This window comes from Brevibacterium atlanticum, assembly GCF_011617245.1.
Taxonomy (GTDB): Bacteria; Actinomycetota; Actinomycetes; order Actinomycetales; family Brevibacteriaceae; genus Brevibacterium; species Brevibacterium atlanticum.
Window position 1 is genome coordinate 1,174,085 of the sequence record NZ_CP050152.1, and the last position, 18,319, is coordinate 1,192,403.

The window sequence follows — 18,319 nt, forward strand, 5'->3', positions numbered from 1 at the left end:
TCCGGCACGGGTCAGCGCTGCCCGGCCTTCGCTCTGAACAGCACCGCCGCCCACACCGCCGCCACAGCGAGGATGAGCAGACACCAGCCGACGGCGAGATAGCCGGAAGCGCCCATCTCGGTGCCGATGAGCAGTGCGCGCAGAGCGTCGATGATCGGGGTGATCGGCTGATTGTCGGCGAATACCTCCAACCACCTCGGCATGGTCTCGACCGGCACGAAGGCGCTCGAGACGTAGGGGAGGAAAAGCAGAATGAAACCGTACCCGTTGGCGGATTCGGGAGACTTCGCAGCGAGGCCGATGGCGGCGAAGAGATACGTGATCGCCAGAATGTAGAGGGCGATGAGTCCGATGGTCGCCAGCCATTCGCCCACTCCGGCAGAGGGGCGGAATCCGATGGCGACGGCGACGAGGAGGACGATGGAGGTGGCGAACAGGTTCCTTGCGAGGCTCGCCGCCACATGACCGGTGATGACGGCAGACGCTCGCACCGGCATCGTCCGCAGCCGGTCGACGAACCCGGAGGTCATATCCGAAGCTACCGACAGCGAGGTCGAGGCGGCACCGAAGCCGGCGCAGGTGAGGATGATTCCGGGGACGACGTAGTCGACGTAACCGCCGTCGGGATCGAGGGCGCCGCCGAAGACGAAGGTGAACATGAGCATGAGCATCACCGGCAGGGCGACGGCCATGAGCAGCGATTCGACGTCGCGAACAGCGTGACGCAGGCTTCTGCCGATGAAGGTGGCCTCGGCGGAGAGCCCGCGAGGGCGGGTGCGGGAGGCCGTGCGGGAGAGGACGGCGGAAACCCGTCCTGTCGGGGACTCGGTGGTCGAATGGATCTGTGACATTGCGGTGTCCTCTCTGGGTGGTGACGGTGAACGGAAACGCGGGATAGTGCTGAGAGTGCTCAATGCGGTGAGCCAGCCGAGGTGAAGGCGAGGAAGACATCGTCGAGGCTGGGACTGTGCAGGGAAACCGAGGCCCGAGGCGATTGGGATGTCCACGGCTCGAGCGCCGAGGCGAGCCCGGCGACAGTGCCGTCGGTGGCGATCTCTTCCAGTTGAGTTCCGTCGCTTCCGCGGATCGACACGGTGTCCTCGCCGATGCGTGCCTTGAGCTCTGCAGGTGTGCCGAGGCCCGCCAACCGTCCGCTGTCGAGGAGGCCGATGCGATCGGCCAGGACATCGGCTTCGTCGAGGTACTGCGTGGTGAGGAACACCGTGGCGCCGCCTCGGGAGAGTTCCCCGACCTCGTTCCACAGCTCCTGCCGGGACCGGGTGTCGAGGCCGGTGGTGGGTTCGTCGAGGATGAGTACCTCGACCGGGACGACGAGGCTGAGCGCCAGGTCGAGACGGCGACGCATGCCGCCGGAAAGAGCGGCGACCCGGGCAGACATGAAGGATGTGAGACTGAGCTTCTCGGCAAGCTCCCGGCTTCTTGCTTTCGCATCGCGACGACTCAGCCCGGAGAGCCGACCGAGGAGGACGAGGTTCTCCTCGACCGAAAGATGGGCATCGACGGCCGCGGACTGGCCGGTGACGGCGAATCGCCGCTTCGCCTCGGCGGGTGATTCGCGCACATCGACGTCCATGACCCGAACCGAACCGGCGTCCGGACGGACGAGGGTGGTGAGGATATTGATGCAGGTCGTCTTTCCCGCGCCGTTGGAGCCGAGGAGGGCGAAGACCTCGCCTCTGTGGACATGGAAGTCGAGTCCGTCGAGGACGGTCTTCGCGCCGAAGCGTTTGCTCACACCTGTGAATGAGATGGCTGGGGATCGGGTGTCATCCGCGGCGGTGCCCTCCGTCAGGAGCGGGCCGCAAACGGTCGAACGAGCTGCGGTGCTGGTGGAGTCGTCGGTGGTCATGATGAAAGTCCTTTCGAGAGTCGTCATCGATTTCTGTATATGAAAGAAACTGTATATGACACTAACACGCAATATATGGCATACACAATATAGGATGGCGACATGAGTTCTGACGACACGATCGAGCAGCTGCCCAGCGGAATCGCGCTGGCCTGGGGCGTCGCGGCGACTCCGCAGCGAGGGCCGAAGCGGGAGATGAGCGTCGAGAGGATCGTCGACGCTGCCATTGAGATCGCCGACAGCGACGGCATCCAGGCGGTGTCGATGTCCGCAGTCGCGAAGAGACTCGGGTACACACCGATGTCGCTCTATCGCTACGTCAGCTCGAAAGACGACCTGCTCCTGCTCATGCAGGAGGAGGCGACCGGTCTGCCGCCCGAGCAGACAGAGGACCCGACCGGGTGGAGGGAGCGACTGCGAGAGCTCTACGAGGCCCAGTCGTCAGTCTTCATCAATCAGCCCTGGCTGCTCTCACTTCCGATCACCGGCAGCCCGATCACTCCGAACAGCTCAGCATGGCTCGAGGCCAGCCTCGAAGCCCTCGCCGAGACCGGCCTGACGCAGGACGAGCGACTCGCGGCGACTCTTCTGGTCACCGGTGCCGCGCGGTGGAAGGGGCTCATCCACGCCGGATACGAGGAGGAGAGCCGGACCACGGGGCTGAACGCCGCCGAGGTGGCCGCACGGGAGTCTGCGCTCTTCGACGCCGTCATCACCGGCGACGGGTATCCGTACCTGAGGCAGGCGATCGACGCCGGAGTCTTCATCTCAGACGCGGATCCCTTCGATTTCGGGCTCGACCGCGGACTCGACGGTGTGGAGTCCTATATCGACCGCATCTCGCAGGAGCGGCGCGACGACTCCGGTGAGGCCGGTGCCGATGCCGCCGATGTTAGTGACCGCGCTGAGGCGGCCGGGTCGAATGCGGGTGTCGCCGAGGGATCTGCGGCGATCGGCGACGATCATCCCGGTGTGCAGTCGGACAAGAAGCTGCGGGAGGCGCGGAAGGCGGTCAGGCAGGCGCAGAAGGTGCTCGCTGAAGCTCGGAAGAAGGAGCGTCAGACTCTGCGGGAGGCCAGGGAGCGAGTGGCGAAGCAGAGCTGAGCGTCGAGAGGCGGGTGCGAATACTAAAGCGGCGCCGGACGTTTCGTCCGGCGCCGCTTCGGCATCTGCCGTGGTTCTCAGATCGGGAGAGGGGTCAGTACCTGGGGCCCGAAGGGTTCTTGACGGCGCGCTTGACCGAAGCGACCAGCGACTTCGCCGAGCCGATCGCGGTGCCCGGCACCGGGTTGCCCTTCTTGAACAGCGGGAGGGCGACGAGGACGAGGATGATCGCGATGAGGGCGAGGATGCCGAAGACGATGAGGAAGCTGCCCCACCATGGCCAGTCGAGGCCCTCGTGGAAGGCGGCCGCACCGGCGAAGATCACCATGAAGGAGGAGAGGAAGAGCAGGAAGAGCGCGACGATGGCGAGACCGGCGCCGATGCCCAGGTTCTTGGCACCGGCCGTGGCCTCGGCCTTGGCCAGCGCAATCTCTTCTTCGGCGATCGCTTTGGAATCGTCGCTGATGCCTTTGATCAGTTCGCTGATCGACCGTTCGGCCATGAGTGCTCCTAAATCGAGAACGAGAGGACAATCTAACTAAAGAGTAGTCTGAAGGCGCCCTGCGGCCAAAGGCGAACCGGACGGAAACTGAGAAAACCCGCCGGATCCGGACCGTGCAGCTGCGCTGCAGCCGTCCGTCACCGGCGGGTCGGCCCCAGCGAACGAACCGCGTCGTCGCCGGGGACCGTCGACTCAGGACTCGGCGACCGACTTCTCGATGCTCTCCATCACCGAGGCATCGGCCAGCGTCATCGTATTGCCGACCTCGCGGTTCTCTGCGACGTCCTTGAGCAGTCGACGCATGATCTTGCCCGACCGGGTCTTCGGCAGGTCGGTGACGATATGGACCTTCTTCGGCTTCGCGATGGGTCCGATGTCCTTGCCCACGTGCTGTCGCAGCTCTTCGGCGGTCTCCGGGGAGTCCTCGACACCGTTGGAGACGATGACGAAGGCGATGACCGCCTGACCGGAGGTGTCATCGGCGGCACCGACCACAGCCGCCTCGGCGACCTTGGAATGGGCGACGAGGGAGGACTCGATCTCCGCGGTCGACAGTCGGTGACCGGACACGTTCATCACATCGTCGACGCGCCCGAGGAACCAGATGTCTCCGTCCTCGTCCCGGCGGGCACCGTCACCGGCGAAGTACGTGTCCTCGAACCGTGACCAATAGGTCTGCTTGAAGCGCTCGGGGTCTTTCCAGATCCCGCGCAGCATCGACGGCCAGGGCTGGCGGATGACGAGCAGACCACCCTCGGGTCCGGCCGGATTCTGCCCGGTGTCGTCGACGACGTCGACGGAGATGCCGGGGATCGGGCGCTGCGAGGAGCCGGGCTTCGTCGACATCACCCCGGGCAGGGGAGCGATCATGTGCGCACCGGTCTCGGTCTGCCACCAGGTGTCGACGATCGGGCAGCGTTCGCCGCCGATGACGCGGTGGTACCAGCGCCAGGCCTCGGGGTTGATCGGTTCGCCGACGCTGCCGAGCAGGCGCAGGCTGGACAGATCGTACTTGCCCGGGATCTCCTCGCCCCACTTCATGCAGGTCCGGATCGCCGTCGGGGCGGCGTAGAGGGTCGTCACCTTGTACTTCTCGACGATCTCCCACCAGCGGCCCTGGTGCGGGGTGTCGGGGGTGCCCTCGTAGATCACCTCGGTCATGCCGGCAGCCAGGGGGCCGTAGGTGACATAGGAGTGTCCGGTGACCCAGCCGACGTCGGCGGTGCACCAGAAGACATCTGTGGCCGGCTTGGCGTCGAAGACGGCCTTCATCGAGTACAGCACCTGGGTGAGGTAGCCGCCGGTGGTGTGGAGGATGCCCTTGGGCTTACCGGTCGTGCCGGAGGTGTAGAGGATGAACAGCGGGTTCTCCGAGTCGAAGAACTCGCATTCGTGCTGATCGCTGGCCTTGGCCACCGTGTCGGACCACCACTTGTCGCGACCGTCGGTCCAGTCGACGTCCTGACCGGTGCGCTTGACGACGATGACATGCTCGACGGGCGTGTCACCGGCCGACAGCGCCTCATCGACCGCCGGTTTGAGGCTGGTGGGTTTGTTGCGGCGGTAGCTGCCATCAGCGGTGATGACCACGCGTGCCTCGGCATCGATGATGCGCGAGCGCAGGGCGTCGGCGGAGAATCCGCCGAAGACGACCGAGTGGGCCGCGCCGAGGCGGGCGCAGGCGAGCATCGAGATGACCGCTTCGGGGATCATCGGCAGGTAGATGGCGACGCGATCTCCGGCCTTGACGCCGAGTTCGGTGAGCGTGTTGGCCGCCTTCGACACCTCGGCGAGGAGTTCGGCGTAGGTGAAGATGCGGGAATCGCCCGGCTCGCCCTCGAAGTTGATCGCCACGCGGTCACCGTTTCCGGCCTCGACATGGCGGTCGAGGCAGTTGTAGGCGACGTTGAGCTTGCCGCCGACGAACCACTTCGCGAACGGCGGGTCCGTCCAGTCGAGGACCTCACCGAAGTCCTCTTTCCAATCGACGAGGTCTCGCGACTGCTCGGCCCAGAAACCGAGATAGTCGGCATCGGCGCGTTCGTATTCGTCGGCCTTGACATTGGCAGCGGCCGCAAACTGCTCGGGCGGAGCAAACGTCTCGGTCTGCTCGGCACTGGTCTCAGTCATTCTTCCCTCCGACTTCTTTGGTGGATCGAAAATTCCACTTGAACTGTATACCCACAGACAGGGCACGAGACGCTGTGTTTCACCGGATGAACGGTGTGATCGGGGGTAGCCACAGCGGATTCGACGTGGTAAGGGTCACAGGGTGGCGGTGGGGTTCCCCGGTCGCTGAGAACGCCTCGGCGAGGGGAAGGCAGGGAGATTCGCAGGGTTCAGAATGTGCGAACGAGTGCACAGGTGCCCTGTGTTCTGCAAGGATGGGGGTCAGAACCTGTCGGGAAACCACCTGTGCAGGCACAGAAACACTGTTACCTTTCCCCGAGATCGAGTGGAGTAAGCGATGAGTTCGCCGCAGCATCCAACCGGGTCCGGGCCACAGCCGTGGCAGGATCAGCCCCCGCAGTACCCCGGTCAGAATCAGCAGCAGCCAGGCGGTGCGCCCGGAGCCTACGGATCGGGACCAGGACCCTACGGTTCAGCGCCCGGGCAGAACGCCTCTGCGCCGGGGCCCTATGGTTCAGCGCCGGGACCGTATGGGTCGGGACCAGCACAGTACGGGTCTGCTCCCGGACCGTACGGGGCAGGACCTGCCCAGTACGGCTCGGGACCCGGACCCTACGGTTCGGCACCCGGTCAGTTCGGCGGAGCGCCCGCACCCAAGCAGAAGACGGGGCCGGGCCTCATCGGACCGCTGACGCTGCGCGACCTGTTCCTGCTGTTCGCCGGACTGCTGGCGCTCATCGCTCTGTTCGTGCCCTACCGCGCCTATGAGTGGGAGTCGACGACCCTGTGGCACTGGAACGTCGCCGATATGGGTGCGCTCGTCTTCGCTGTGCTCACGATTCTGCTCATCGTCGCGGCCGTGCTGGTCAACAAGCTCGGCAGCGGTCGACTACGAGTCGGATCGCTCGGCCTCGACCAATTCATCTCGGTGCTCTCGGCGATCGCGTTCACCTATGTCTTCGTCGACCTGCTCACCTCAGCCGTCTACTGGCATGTGGGCTCCTACCTGACGTTCTTCGCGGCTCTCATCGCGTTCTTCGCCGGCGTGTTCACGATGATCCCCTTCTTCGCGAAGGAGTTCGACGGTCGCGAGGCCATCGAGACCCATCCCAAGGCTCGACCGGTGGCGAAGCACACTCCGCACCCGGCTCCCGTGGCGAATGTCCCCGGCGGCAATGCCGGAGTTCCCGGCTTCGCGCCTTACGGTTCGGCTCCGGCCGGTGGCGCACAGGGGGCCCAGTACGGTCAGGGTCAGCCCGGGCAGCCGGGGCAGGCTCAGGCTGGTCAGTTTGGCCAGCCAGGTCAGTTCAGCCAGCCGAGTCAGGCCGGTCAGCCTGATGGGCCCGGTCAGTCGGGATCGGCACAGTTCGCAGCGCCCGGTCAGCAGGACTCCGCCGACGGTCAGGGACAGCCCGGAGCCGATCAGTTCGGACAGAACCAGAATCAGTTCGGTGCTCCCGATCAGGGGCAGCAGTCCGGTCAGTACGGTCAGCCCGGTCAGTCAGCTTCACAGGACGACTCTCAGCAGTCGAACCCCTATGCTCCGCCGCAGCAGGAGGAGCGCGTGGACTCCGCGAACGCCTTCGCAGCGCCAGCCGAGAGTTCCCTTGAGTCGGATGCCGACTCCGGTGTCAGCTCCACGCACGGAAGTGTCTCCGGCGATCATCCGTCCGATGCGGCAACGGCAGCGGACGACTCCGCTGACGGCCCCGTGCACAGCACGGGCGACGGACAGACCTACCTCGGTCGTCGCGATTCAGAAGCTCCGCAGCACGCGCAGAGCGAACCGACTCAGGCCTTCGGCGTCGGAGCGGGCCACAACCAGACCGACTCCCGCCCCGATCAGTCGCAGGGTGATTCCGGCCAGCAGGCTTCGGACAGCAGCGACTCGGATTCCGGTGCCGCGGCAGCCGCCGCGAGCGTCGGTGTCGTCGGAGCCGGCGCCGGAGCTGTCGCCGCCGGAACCGCCGCGGCCAATGCAGACTCCGAACGCCGTCGCGGACGCCACGCCGCCCCCGACTCGGAGTCCGATGAGACCACCGATTCATCGGCTTCATCGGCGCGTTCGAGCGACGACTCGACCGCCGCGACCTCGAGCTCGGGCTCTGACACCGCCTCGGCGAAGGATGCGGAATCGCGTGCCGACGAGGAGACCCCGACGGTCGTCTCGCCCGCTGAAAGCAGCGACTTCGTCTCGAAGGTCAACTCGAAGTCCTCGGACACGAACACTCGTGCCTCCGAGGGAGCCGCCATCAGCGGCGGGGACACGGAGTCGACATCGTCGACCGCCGGTGAAGGACAGACCGACGAGGCGGTGAAGGCCGAATCCGCCGATAACGCCGAGTCCGCGGGCAGTGTCGACTCCTCAGTCAACGCCGAGGCCGCCGACCAGACCGACTCGGTGAAGCCGTCGGGCTCCACTCAGCAGACTGACCCTGCTGAGCGGCAGACCGTCGACCCGTCGGCCGGTGCGAGCTCCGCAACGGATGCGGATGCGGGCCCGGCAACGGATGCGGGCACGTCGCCAGAGGACTCGGGCGACAACGCCAACATCCGCTCCACTGAGGCGACGGTCGTCAGCACCCCGGCAGGCGAGAACGTCGTAGCCGGGGAACCCGGAGACCAGCAGTCGTCTCGCAGTCAGAGGACCGAAGCGCCGGAAAGCGAGGAACCGACACAATACGTTCCCGTCGCCGACTACCGCGACCGGCCCGATGCCCAGCATCGGTCGCCTGCGGGATCGGACTCCTCGGACGAGGAGACCGTGGCGCAGACGGCCATCGACAACGAGCCCGTCCCGGCCGACGCCGGACAGGCCCGAGCCGACGATGGTCAGAACGACCACAGTAGCCGGGACGACCAGAACAGCCAGGACGGCGGGCGCACCATCATCCAAGCGTTCTGGTTCGCAGTGCCCGAACCGCGCGAGGCCGTCGACCCGACGACCGGAATACCGGTGTTCACGATCTACCCAGGCGACTGGTACCTCAGCCTCGAGGACAACGGCTCCTGGTTCAAGGTCCGCGACACCGACGGCCGCGAGGGCGTCCTGCGCAACATCGAAGGCATCCAGCGCGGATGATCCGGCCGGGGCCGACTCGGACGCCGCGGCTGTGGACACAGCCCGCACCGAACGGCCCCCGGCATGCTCACATCATGTGAGTGGCTGCAGCTGACATCGCTGCTGATCTGGGCTGAAGGCCCACGGTGCACCGAAGGGGCGCCTCCTGTGACTCGACCTCACAGGAGGCGCCCCTTTGCAGTTGCCATCCACAGGTACCGACCCCGAACTGGCCCGGCACACCCGACCGCCGACAGGCTCTGTGCCATGCAGGTAGCCCTCATCACCGACCTCGGCGCGATCACGGAAGAATGTGCCCGCGTCGCTGAAAGCATCGGTGTCACCCTCACCGTCCTGCCCCCGGACTCCGGCGGCTGGCAGTCCGCCTCCCTCATCCTCCTCGGCGAGGATGTCAAGGAAGCTCCCGCCACGGACCGCGCCGATCGGATCCTCGTCGTCCTCGATGGAGACGAACCCGGCTCCACGTGGGCGAAGGCGAGCCACCTCGGCGTCGATCAGCTCGCCGTGCTGCCGGCGGCGGCCGAATGGCTGAGCGGACGGATGATCGCCGCGATCGAGCCCCCGGTCGCCCCGGGGACCACGGTCGGGGTGGTCGCCGGATGCGGCGGGGCCGGAGCCTCGGTGCTGGCCTGCGCGCTCGCCCGCCGGGCAGCCGCCGACAACAGTGCCGTGCTCGTCGACGCCGACCCTTTGGGCGGCGGACTCGACCTCGTCCTCGGAGCCGAACAGGTGCCCGGACCCCGATGGACCGACCTCAGTGCTTCCCGCGGTCAGCTGCGCCCGTCGACCCTGGCCGATGCCCTGCCCCGGCATGACGGGCTCGCACTCCTGTCCTGGGGACGCGACGACACCGTCGACCTCGACCCGGACGTCTTCGATGACTTCCTAGCCGCCGCCGGTCAGGCCTTCGACCTCGTCATCGTCGACCTGCCCCGCCACGCCCCACCCCAATGGACCCGCCGCTGCCACCACGTGCTGCTCGTCTCCCCGGCTCGGGTCCGCTCGGCCGTCGCCGCCTCACAGGTCGCCAAACGCCTTTCCCAAGCCCACCCGGATGTCCGACTCGTCGTCCGCGAGACCGGCGCGGGCGGACTCGACGCCGACCTCCTCGCCGATTCGATCGGGTTGAGCCTGGCCGGAAGCATCCGCGACGACCGCGGCCTGTCCGCCGCCGTCGACCGCGGTGAGGGCATCCCGGGAGGCGCCCACCTCGGCCGCCTCGTCGACCGTCTGCTGGGGGAGTGGGTGGAATGAGCGAATGGCTCGACGCCTCCCTCGTCGCCGACGTCCGCAAGACCCTGCTCGACAAACCGGGGCCGGTGACCACCGCCGCCGTCGCCGAGGCGGTCCAACGCACCGGCCGCGTCCTCGGCTCTGCCGCCCTGCTCGAATTGGTCACCCGCCTCTCCGCGCAGCTGTCCGGGGCCGGGCCCCTGCAGTCCGTGCTCGAGGTTCCCGGCACCACCGACGTGTTCGTCAACGGACCGCGGGAGATCTTCGCCGACACCGGCGACGGTCCCCGCCTGCTCGACCTCTCGCTCGGGTCCGAGGACGAGGTGCGGTCGTTGGCGGTGCGGCTGGCGGCCCTCGGCGGGCGCCGCCTCGACGATTCGAGTCCCTATGTCGATGTGCGTCTGCCCGACGGGGTGCGGATGAACGCGATCGTCCCGCCGATCTCCGGCGAGACCACGACGATCTCCTTCCGCGTGCCCAAACGCTCCGGATTCCCCTTCGCGGGTCTGTGCACCGACGGCTTCATCCCCGATGAGATCAGCCCGCTCATCGCCGAGGCGGTCACCGCACGAGCGAACATCCTCATCTCCGGCGGCACGGGCACGGGCAAGACGGTCCTCCTCGGCGCCCTGCTCACCCTCGTCGAGGACGTCCAGCGCATCGTCATCGTCGAGGACTCCCGGGAGCTCATCGTCGCCCATCCGCACGTCGTCCAGCTCGCCGCCCGCCAGGCCAACGTCGAAGGCGGCGGCGAGGTGACCCTGACCGATCTCGTCCGCAACGCCCTGCGGATGCGCCCGGACCGCCTCGTCGTAGGAGAGTGCCGCGGGGCCGAGGTCAGGGACATGCTCACCGCGCTCAACACCGGCCACGAGGGCGGGTGCGCGACGATCCACGCGAACACCGCCGAAGCCGTGCCCAGCCGTGTGGCCGCCCTGGGGGCGCTGGCGCAGATGAGCCCCGAGGCGGTGTATTCGCAGTTCTCCACCGCCATCGATCTCGTCGTCCATCTGCGCAGGTCAGGATCCGATCGTGGGGTGACCGAACTGGCGATCCCGACCCGAACGAACACCGACGGGGTGGTGATGGAACCCGTGTGGGGCAGGCCCTCGCCGTCGGCTCCGGGCACCGTCAATCGTCGTGCCCTGGCCCGATTCGAAGCCGTGCTCGAGCAGAAGTCCGCCGGATGATCGTCCTCACCGCCGTGCTCGTGGCCGTCGGAGTCATCCTCACCGCCCCGCCGGACCCGGGTACCCGCCTGCGCGAACTCCTCCGCCGAGGCGGTCGCGAGGAATCCGCTCGATCGTCCCCGCTGCGTCTCCTGCATCTCCTCCGCCGAGGCGGCGGTGCCGAGGAGGCGCAGAGTGAGAGACTGTGGGCGATATCCGCGGTTGAGAACTGCGCTCACCTGCTCAAGGTCGGGATGACCCCGCAGGCGGTGATGGCGACGTTGAGCAGGCAGAACGAGGCCCTGTCACCGATATCGCGGGCCATCTCGCTGGGAGAGGAGCCCGGCCGGGCCATCGCCACCCGCAGTGCGAATCTGCCGGCGCCCGCCGCCGAGGTGCTCGCCGGCATGGCCGCAGTGTGGACCGTATCCGAACGCTCCGGGGCACCGGCGGCAGAGATGATTCTGCGTTATGCCGCCGCCCAACGCGACGCCCTCGACGCGGAGCGGGAACGCCAGATCGCGATGGCCGGACCGAAATCGACGGTGCGGGTGCTCAGCTGGCTGCCGCTCATCGGCATCGGACTGGGACTGCTCATCGGGGTCGAACCGGTCGAACTGATCACCGGTCTGCCCGGTCAGCTGAGCATCAGTGGGGGACTGATCCTCTACGTGCTCGGTCGATGGTGGATGCGGTCCATGATGCTGCGGGCCCAGCGGTGAGCGCCATGGGACCCGTGCTCATCGGCCTCCTCATCGCACTCGCCGTGCTCCTGTGGTCGGGCTCGACCGGCGGACGACTGCAGGACCTCCTCGGTGCTGGAGGTGTCGGCAGCGGTGAGGACGGTGGAACTGGCGAATCTCGGGCCATTCGTTCACAGGATCCTGCACCGGTGGCCGACGATCAGCTGGCCTTCGATCTCGACCTCGTCGCGATCTGCCTGACCTCGGGGCTGCCGATCCCCGTGGCGCTGACGCTGACCGCCGACGCCACGGGAGACCGTTCGGGCCTGCAGCGGATCGGACGAGCGATGACGATCGGCGGGAAGAAGCTCGCCGAGGACGACCGGCTGCTGCCTGTGCTCGAGGTCTTCGAGTTCTCCGAACACACCGGAGTCGGCCCGGCACCGCTCATCGAATCCGTGGCCAAGGAGCTGCGTGACTCCTCCCGCAGGCGTCGCCAGGAGGCCGCCGCGGCACTCGGGGTGAGACTGGTGCTGCCCCTGGGCGTGTGCATCCTGCCGGCGTTCCTGCTGCTATCGGTCGTGCCCGTCGTCATCTCCCTGCTCTCGGATCTCACCACAGTGTTCCTCTGAGTGTTCCTCTGAGTCCTGCAGGGTCCTCGTGGCCCCTTCGCGGTGCTCCTGAGTCCTGCATATCGGAGGTATTGCACGGGCTTTCAGATTCGGTCGGTAGGGTCGGCATATGGCACAGGTACCACCCTTCAACCAGCTGTCCGATGTCGAACAGGCCGAAGACTACGCCGAAAATCTCTTCGTCGGCCGATCCGTGCGACTGCGTCCCCTGCGCGAGGAGGACCTGCCTTACCTCGAACAGTGGTGGTTCGACCCCTCGATCGTCGTCCTGCAGAACCATACGATTCTGCCGCGGCCCGAAGGCGGAGTCTCCGAACAGTTCTCCCAGTGGAGCGCGAACACCTCGAGCGAGGCCGTGGGCTTCAGCATCGAGCTGACAGAGACCGAGGAGTTCGTCGGTCACGTCACCCTCTACGGCCGCAGTTCCATCAATCAGTCCGCGACCCTGGCGATCGTGCTGGGTCCGGAATTCCACGGCCGCGGGTACGGCTCCGATGCGGTGCGCTTGGCCGTGAAGTATGGGTTCCTCCAACTGGGACTCAATCGCATCGAGCTGCAGACGTGGGCGTTCAACACCCGCGCAATCGCCTCGTACACGAAGGCCGGATTCGTCGAGGAGGGACGTCGACGTGAGGCCGTGTTCTTCAACGGACGCCGCCACGACGAGGTGATCATGGCCTTTCTCCGAGATGACTGGGTCGGAAACACCTGAACCGCTTCACCAGCCGGCCTCAGTCCGAATCTGACAGTCGGGCAGTCACTCACACGCCGATGACTGTGGATGCCGCCGTGACTCGCACGTGATCGGCCTGTGGACGACGACACGGTATCCACAGGCCCGATTCCGACCCTGGACACCGCTGGCTTTTGCCTCCCAGCCTGGAGATCCGCTTGCAGAGCGCGAGCGGATCCGCAGCCAAGGAGGAGAGCATGAGCACCACGTCACCGGCCCCGGAGATCGAGGATCCACCGGATGAGCCGATCGAATCGGTCACCGGGAACATCAGCACCGACGAGTTCTGGGGAGACGACACCGGAGCGACCACCGCCGAATACGCGATCACCACGCTGGCCGCCTGCGGGTTCGCCGCCCTGCTCGTCGTGATCCTCAAATCCGAACCGATCAAGGAACTCGTCACCGGAGTCATCGAGACCGCGCTCGGACTGGGAGGCTGAACCGGGATGGGCCGGCGAGACTCCCGTGAAGGCAGCGACGGACAGGGCCGAGACGTCGGCACGGCGACGGCCGAATTCGCCGTGGTCATGCCCGCCATCGTCCTGCTCGTCGTTCTGCTCACGGGAGCCGCCGCGGTCGGCTTCTCCCAGCTGCGAGCCTTCGACGCGGCACGTGCGGCGGCCCGTGAGATCGCCCGCGGCGAATCGCAGGCGGCCGTCGTCGCCGAAGCGAAGAAGCACGCTGGGGAGGCCTCCTCGGTCACCGTCCGCGCCGACGGCGGCTATTCGGTCGTCACCGTGACCATCCGTCTGCCGGCAGCGATCTTCTTCCTCGACACGGTCGATGCCGCCGCCACCGCTCGGTACGAAGGAGACCGAGGAGGAGCCTCATGACGAACATCGCCGTGGGCCTGTGCTCGATCATCCTCGTCCTCGTCACCGCGATCGGCAGCCTCGGGCAGGCCTTCGTCGCCCACAGTCGAGCCCAGAGTGCGGCCGACCTGGCGGCGCTCGCCGCCGCTGACGCCGTCCGCGGACTCGCGACCGGCGAACCCTGCGAGATCGCCGAGGAGGTGGCTGAGCGCAACGGCGGGAGTCTCGATGACTGCCGGGCGTCGCTGAGCGAACAGTCCGCCTACGTCGTCGTCGAAGTCGACATCCCCGGCCCGCTGCCGAAGGTCAGGGAGAAGGCCGTGGCGGGCAAGTAGCGCCGTCACTGCAGGACGGTGCGCAGCAGACGCAGTGCGGCGTCCTTCTCCAAGGGTTCGTTGCCGTTGCCGCATTTCGGCGACTGCACGCAGGAGGGGCAGCCGTCGACGCATTCGCACGCCGCGATCGCATCCCGTGTTGCGGCCAGCCAGTCTTCGATGACCTCGCTGCCGCGTTCGGCGAAACCGGCCCCACCGGCCAGTCCGTCGTAGACGAAGACGGTGGCCAGGCCCGTATCGGCATGCAGAGCCGTCGACACCCCGCCGATGTCCCACCGGTCGCAGCCGGCGAAGAGGGGCAGCAGCCCGATCGAGGCGTGCTCGGCGGCGTGGACGGCTCCGGGCAGGTCACCGGAGACGACCTCGGCCTCATCGAGGACCGTCTGCGGGATCGTCCACCACACGGCCTTCGTGCGCAGGGTGCGTTCGGGCAGATCGAGTTCGTGCTCGGCGATGATCGCCCCACCCCGCTTCGCACGCATCCGGTAGGCCACGACCTGATCCTTGACGTCGACGGTCCCGCTGCACACCGCCACCCCCGAAGGCAGAACGCGTTGCGCATCGGTGTCGACGATCTCGATCTCCGTGGCCGAACGCGGCTGAGTCGTGTAATCGACCTCGCTGCGTTCGACCAACACGATGCGTTCGTCGAGGTCGAGATCGAGGACGGTGAAGTCGACACCCTGATGTGTGTACACCGCACCAGGATGGGCGCCGGTGTGTGCCCCGGACTCGTCGACGGTGCCCAGCAGCGTGCCCGTGCTCGACTCGACGAGGCGGAACTGCCCACCCCCGGCACCGCGGATGTCGGCGAGATCCGTCGCCGGTTCGTCCTTGGCCCAGAACCAACCGGTGGGCCGGGCACGCAGCATCTTCCGCTCGACGAGGCCATCGATGACCTCACGCGCATTGTCGGGGAAGTGCACAAGATCGGCTGCCTTCAGCGGCACCTCGGCGGCGGCCGCACACAGATGCCCGGAGAGCACATGCGGATTGCCCGGATGGATGACCCCGGCATCGACAGGGGAGTCGAAGATGACCTCGGGATGGTGGACGACGTAGGTGTCCAGCGGGTCATCGCGGGCGATGAACACGGCCATCCACCGCTGCCCGGCTCGCCCGGCCCGCCCCGCCTGCTGCCATAGAGAGGCCAGGGTGCCCGGCCAGCCAGAGATGATGACGAGGTCGAGCCCGGAGATGTCGATGCCCAACTCCAGGGCGTTCGTCGAGGCCACCGCCAGCAGCTGACCCGAACGCAGAGCGGTCTCGAGCATCCGGCGCTCCTCGGCCAGATACCCGCCCCGGTAGGCGGCGACCTTCCCGGTCAGCGAGTCATCGACCGCTCCCACCTGGTCGCGGACGGTCTGGGCGAGTGCCTCGGTGCCACGGCGGGAGGCGATGAACGTGATCGACCGGTAGCCCGCGCACATGGCATCGGTGATGATGTCGGCGGCCTCGACGAGACCGCTGCGCCGGTCCCCGCCGGGCGAGACCGGGGGCTCCCACAGAGCGAAGCTGCCGGCCGCCCGCGGCGAGGAATCGAGACTCACCGCATGGGCGGGCCGACCGGTGAGCTTCGCGAACGCCGCATCCGGATCCGCCATCGTCGCCGAGGCCCCGATGACGACAGGAGATGCTCCGTAGTGGGCGGCGATGCGCAGCAGGCGGCGGAGGATGAGGGCGACGTGAGAGCCGAAGACTCCGCGGTACCGGTGGGCTTCGTCGATGACGATGAAGCGCAGGTTCTTGAACATCCGGGCGAAGCGCTCGTGCTGGGGCAGGATCGACCGGTGCAGCATGTCCGGGTTGGTGAAGATGATGTTCGCATGCCTCCGGGCCCAGTCCTTCGACGCCTGCGAAGTGTCTCCGTCATAGGCGGCCGGTCGCATGCCCTGGACGATGAAGCGCTCCAACTTCGCCAGCTGATCGGCGGCCAGCGCTTTCGTCGGAGCGATATAGATCGACGAGGCGGTGCGCAGCTTGTCGCGCGTGGCCTGGATCGATGCGAGCACCGGCAGCCAGAACCCCAGGGACTTGCCCGAGGCGGTGGGGGTGGCGATGACGACATCGGAGCCGTCCCTGGCCGTGGTCGCGGCCTCGAGCTGGTGCTGCCACAGCGCGTCGACGCCGATCGCATGGCAGGCGTGCTTGAGCTCCTCGTCGATCCAGTCCGGCCAGTCGGCATCGGACTCGAAGCGCTGCGGGACGTCGCGGACGTGGACGATGCGCTCATCCCGGGCACCGAAACCGGTGACGATGTCGAGGAGAGCAGAGGAGGCCATGGGTCAATTATGGCGCAGTCGTTAGGATTCTTCTGTGACCGATCTACCGCTGACCCGCCTGGGCGAGACCCTCTACCGTGCCGGCTACACCGAACCGCGACTGCGACAGCTCTGGGGCGGGCCGACCTCGGACGCGCTGATGCGCAACGACGCCGCACCGGCCATCCGCACCTGCTCACGACTGCTCGCCGATGACGCTGCCGCGACCGCCGACCGGGGGCTGGCCGGCCTGGCGCTGCTCTTCCACTTCCACCGCAGCGTCGAGGCAGAGACGATCCGCATCGTGCTGGGGGAGTCATTCGACACCGCCGCCGAGGCGGGGCTGATCGAGATCACCGACGATGAAGTGCGTGCCCCGTTCGCCCTCACCCCGTATGACCTTCCGACAGGTGTTCCGCGCGGCTTCCGTCCCGGCGATGAGAACCTCTACCTCGTGGCCGATCACGGCACCCTGACGAACCCCGACGTCCTCGACGGCGAGTTCGTGCTCGGACTCGGCGGGGCCGGGCGCACCCTGGTGTCCATCACCCCGCGCGAACCGGTCGATCTCGCCGCCGACATCGGTACCGGCTGCGGCATCCAGGCACTGCTGCTGGCCCGGCACAGTGAGACGGTCATCGCCACCGACATCTCCCACCGTGCCCTGCACCTGGCGTTCCTGTCGGCGCAGATCAACGGGGTGGCGAACATCGACTTCCGCCACGGCTCCCTGCTCGAACCACTGTCTGAGACGGTCGACCTGCTCGTGTCCAACCCTCCGTTCGTCATCACCCCGCGGAGCACGGACACGACCTTCGAATACCGTGACGGCGGACTGACCGGCGACGCCCTCGTCCGGGACCTCTTCACCCGAATCCCCACCGTCCTCACCCCGGGCGGACGCAGCGTCTGCCTCGGCAACTGGGAGACCACCTCAGGCAGCGGGGACGGACCGGAGACCTGGGTGAGCGAGGATGACACCTCCGTGTTCGTCATCGAACGCGAAGCCCTCGACCCCGTCGCCTACGCCGAGACCTGGGTCCGTGACGGCGGCATCCCGCGAGCCAGTGACTCCTGGAACACCGCCATGACCGACTGGCTCGACGACTTCGACGCTCGGGCTGTGGAGGAGATCGTCTTCGGGTACGTGCTCATGAACCGTTCCGATAACGATGTGCCAACGATCGACAACGGTTCGTTCAATGCCAGGGTCCGGATCACCTCGGCGCCGGCGAACAATCCGCACGGACTCGCCGAATTCCTCACCACGGTCATCGCCATCCGAACCTGGTTGGCCGGGGCCGGGCCCGAGGAGATCGCCCAGACTGCCTTCACTCGGTCACCGGACCTCGTCGAACACCGCCACTTCGTGCCCGGTGAGTCGGAACCGAGTTCGATCACCCTGGAACAGGGAATCGGCTTCGGGCAGATCTTCGACCTCGACACGGCCTTGGCCGGGTTCGTCTCCGTGGCCGACGGATCGCTGACTCTGCGGCAGACGGCAGGTGCTCTGGCACAGCTGCTCGAGGTGGATGCCACTGCCTTGGAAGACCAGCTCATCGCCCAGGTCAGAGCCCTGGCCGCGGCGGGTGCCCTGCTGCCCGGCGGTGGCCCCGGAGACGGCTGAGCGACGGGGTGGGATGAGGAAGAGTGACTCGACCGATCGCGGAATAGGGTTAGGATCGAAAACCGTTGACGCCGTGTCCGGATCGAATCCGACCGGTGTCCTACCCGGTCGGCCCGATGCGGAGCCGGCCCGAACAACAGTGT

The 18,319-nt window shown here is 67.1% G+C and carries 16 protein-coding genes; 11 read left to right on the forward strand and 5 right to left on the reverse strand.

Translation table 11 applies throughout. The features are described from left to right. Nucleotides 1-11: 11 nt before the first annotated feature. Together GUY23_RS05060 and GUY23_RS05065 are read right to left on the reverse strand one after the other, a co-directional pair. Nucleotides 12-851: an ABC transporter permease gene (locus GUY23_RS05060; RefSeq protein WP_166970296.1), complete on the reverse strand. Its 840-nt coding sequence runs from the start codon at nt 849-851 to the stop codon at nt 12-14. 59 nt (nt 852-910) lie between these two features. Then, nucleotides 911-1,870, reverse strand: coding sequence for an ABC transporter ATP-binding protein (locus tag GUY23_RS05065; protein WP_166970298.1), 960 nt, complete (start codon nt 1,868-1,870; stop codon nt 911-913). Nucleotides 1,871-1,972: 102 nt separating this feature from the next. Here GUY23_RS05065 and GUY23_RS05070 point away from each other — a divergent pair, with 102 nt between their 5' ends. After that, nucleotides 1,973-2,974, forward strand: coding sequence for a TetR/AcrR family transcriptional regulator (locus GUY23_RS05070; protein WP_166970300.1), 1,002 nt, complete (start codon nt 1,973-1,975; stop codon nt 2,972-2,974). 94 nt (nt 2,975-3,068) lie between these two features. On the opposite strand, the gene GUY23_RS05075 is transcribed toward GUY23_RS05070, so the two are convergent. Both GUY23_RS05075 and acs read right to left on the reverse strand, forming a co-directional pair. Next, on the reverse strand, nt 3,069-3,476 hold the full coding sequence (locus tag GUY23_RS05075) for a phage holin family protein (protein WP_166970303.1): 408 nt from the start codon (nt 3,474-3,476) through the stop codon (nt 3,069-3,071). 192 nt (nt 3,477-3,668) lie between these two features. Next, entirely contained in the window at nt 3,669-5,606 is a 1,938-nt protein-coding gene (acs, locus tag GUY23_RS05080; RefSeq protein ID WP_166970305.1) for an acetate--CoA ligase, read from the reverse strand. A 337-nt stretch (nt 5,607-5,943) separates the two neighbouring features. On the opposite strand from acs, the gene GUY23_RS05085 reads away from it, so the two are divergent. From GUY23_RS05085 to GUY23_RS05125, 9 genes are all read left to right on the forward strand, one after another. Further along, entirely contained in the window at nt 5,944-8,688 is a 2,745-nt protein-coding gene (locus tag GUY23_RS05085; RefSeq protein ID WP_166970307.1) for a hypothetical protein, read from the forward strand. Nucleotides 8,689-8,934: 246 nt separating this feature from the next. Then, on the forward strand, nt 8,935-9,942 hold the full coding sequence (gene ssd / locus GUY23_RS05090) for a septum site-determining protein Ssd (RefSeq protein WP_166970308.1): 1,008 nt from the start codon (nt 8,935-8,937) through the stop codon (nt 9,940-9,942). Then, nucleotides 9,939-11,111 (forward strand): TadA family conjugal transfer-associated ATPase, encoded by a 1,173-nt coding sequence (locus GUY23_RS05095; protein ID WP_166970310.1) that lies wholly within the window; start codon nt 9,939-9,941, stop codon nt 11,109-11,111. Before ssd ends, GUY23_RS05095 begins: the two co-directional genes overlap by 4 nt. After that, nucleotides 11,108-11,812 (forward strand): type II secretion system F family protein, encoded by a 705-nt coding sequence (locus GUY23_RS05100; RefSeq protein WP_166970311.1) that lies wholly within the window; start codon nt 11,108-11,110, stop codon nt 11,810-11,812. Before GUY23_RS05095 ends, GUY23_RS05100 begins: the two co-directional genes overlap by 4 nt. A gap of 5 nt (nt 11,813-11,817) precedes the next feature. Continuing rightward, nucleotides 11,818-12,405 carry a type II secretion system F family protein gene (locus tag GUY23_RS05105; protein WP_166970313.1) on the forward strand — a complete coding sequence of 196 codons (588 nt, stop codon included), beginning with the start codon at nt 11,818-11,820 and terminating at the stop codon, nt 12,403-12,405. Between the two features lie 109 nt (nt 12,406-12,514). Further along, complete coding sequence (locus GUY23_RS05110) at nt 12,515-13,117, forward strand: GNAT family N-acetyltransferase (protein ID WP_166970314.1); 603 nt, start codon at nt 12,515-12,517, stop codon at nt 13,115-13,117. 218 nt (nt 13,118-13,335) lie between these two features. After that, nucleotides 13,336-13,581: a DUF4244 domain-containing protein gene (locus GUY23_RS05115; RefSeq protein WP_166970315.1), complete on the forward strand. Its 246-nt coding sequence runs from the start codon at nt 13,336-13,338 to the stop codon at nt 13,579-13,581. A 6-nt stretch (nt 13,582-13,587) separates the two neighbouring features. Continuing rightward, nucleotides 13,588-13,974, forward strand: a complete 387-nt coding sequence (locus GUY23_RS05120) for a TadE family type IV pilus minor pilin (RefSeq protein WP_166970317.1) — start codon at nt 13,588-13,590, stop codon at nt 13,972-13,974. Then, a complete protein-coding gene (locus GUY23_RS05125) occupies nt 13,971-14,288 on the forward strand; it encodes an Rv3654c family TadE-like protein (protein ID WP_166970319.1) in 318 nt (105 codons plus the stop codon). Before GUY23_RS05120 ends, GUY23_RS05125 begins: the two co-directional genes overlap by 4 nt. A gap of 5 nt (nt 14,289-14,293) precedes the next feature. Here the strand turns inward: GUY23_RS05125 and GUY23_RS05130 are convergent, their stop codons facing one another. Next, nucleotides 14,294-16,570: a DEAD/DEAH box helicase gene (locus tag GUY23_RS05130; RefSeq protein ID WP_166970321.1), complete on the reverse strand. Its 2,277-nt coding sequence runs from the start codon at nt 16,568-16,570 to the stop codon at nt 14,294-14,296. 34 nt (nt 16,571-16,604) lie between these two features. Between GUY23_RS05130 and GUY23_RS05135 the strand changes: the two genes are divergently transcribed. Then, nucleotides 16,605-18,176 (forward strand): DUF7059 domain-containing protein, encoded by a 1,572-nt coding sequence (locus GUY23_RS05135; protein WP_228282744.1) that lies wholly within the window; start codon nt 16,605-16,607, stop codon nt 18,174-18,176. Nucleotides 18,177-18,319: the final 143 nt, after the last annotated feature.

What these genes read in the sequence shown, in the direction of transcription:
- GUY23_RS05060 (WP_166970296.1), bottom strand. Translation starts at nt 851, where the DNA reads ATGTCACAGATCCATTCGACCACCGAGTCCCCGACAGGACGGGTTTCC.
- GUY23_RS05065 (WP_166970298.1), bottom strand. Translation starts at nt 1,870, where the DNA reads ATGACCACCGACGACTCCACCAGCACCGCAGCTCGTTCGACCGTTTGC.
- GUY23_RS05070 (WP_166970300.1), top strand. Translation starts at nt 1,973, where the DNA reads ATGAGTTCTGACGACACGATCGAGCAGCTGCCCAGCGGAATCGCGCTG.
- GUY23_RS05075 (WP_166970303.1), bottom strand. Translation starts at nt 3,476, where the DNA reads ATGGCCGAACGGTCGATCAGCGAACTGATCAAAGGCATCAGCGACGAT.
- acs (WP_166970305.1), bottom strand. Translation starts at nt 5,606, where the DNA reads ATGACTGAGACCAGTGCCGAGCAGACCGAGACGTTTGCTCCGCCCGAG.
- GUY23_RS05085 (WP_166970307.1), top strand. Translation starts at nt 5,944, where the DNA reads ATGAGTTCGCCGCAGCATCCAACCGGGTCCGGGCCACAGCCGTGGCAG.
- ssd (WP_166970308.1), top strand. Translation starts at nt 8,935, where the DNA reads ATGCAGGTAGCCCTCATCACCGACCTCGGCGCGATCACGGAAGAATGT.
- GUY23_RS05095 (WP_166970310.1), top strand. Translation starts at nt 9,939, where the DNA reads ATGAGCGAATGGCTCGACGCCTCCCTCGTCGCCGACGTCCGCAAGACC.
- GUY23_RS05100 (WP_166970311.1), top strand. Translation starts at nt 11,108, where the DNA reads ATGATCGTCCTCACCGCCGTGCTCGTGGCCGTCGGAGTCATCCTCACC.
- GUY23_RS05105 (WP_166970313.1), top strand. Translation starts at nt 11,818, where the DNA reads ATGGGACCCGTGCTCATCGGCCTCCTCATCGCACTCGCCGTGCTCCTG.
- GUY23_RS05110 (WP_166970314.1), top strand. Translation starts at nt 12,515, where the DNA reads ATGGCACAGGTACCACCCTTCAACCAGCTGTCCGATGTCGAACAGGCC.
- GUY23_RS05115 (WP_166970315.1), top strand. Translation starts at nt 13,336, where the DNA reads ATGAGCACCACGTCACCGGCCCCGGAGATCGAGGATCCACCGGATGAG.
- GUY23_RS05120 (WP_166970317.1), top strand. Translation starts at nt 13,588, where the DNA reads ATGGGCCGGCGAGACTCCCGTGAAGGCAGCGACGGACAGGGCCGAGAC.
- GUY23_RS05125 (WP_166970319.1), top strand. Translation starts at nt 13,971, where the DNA reads ATGACGAACATCGCCGTGGGCCTGTGCTCGATCATCCTCGTCCTCGTC.
- GUY23_RS05130 (WP_166970321.1), bottom strand. Translation starts at nt 16,570, where the DNA reads ATGGCCTCCTCTGCTCTCCTCGACATCGTCACCGGTTTCGGTGCCCGG.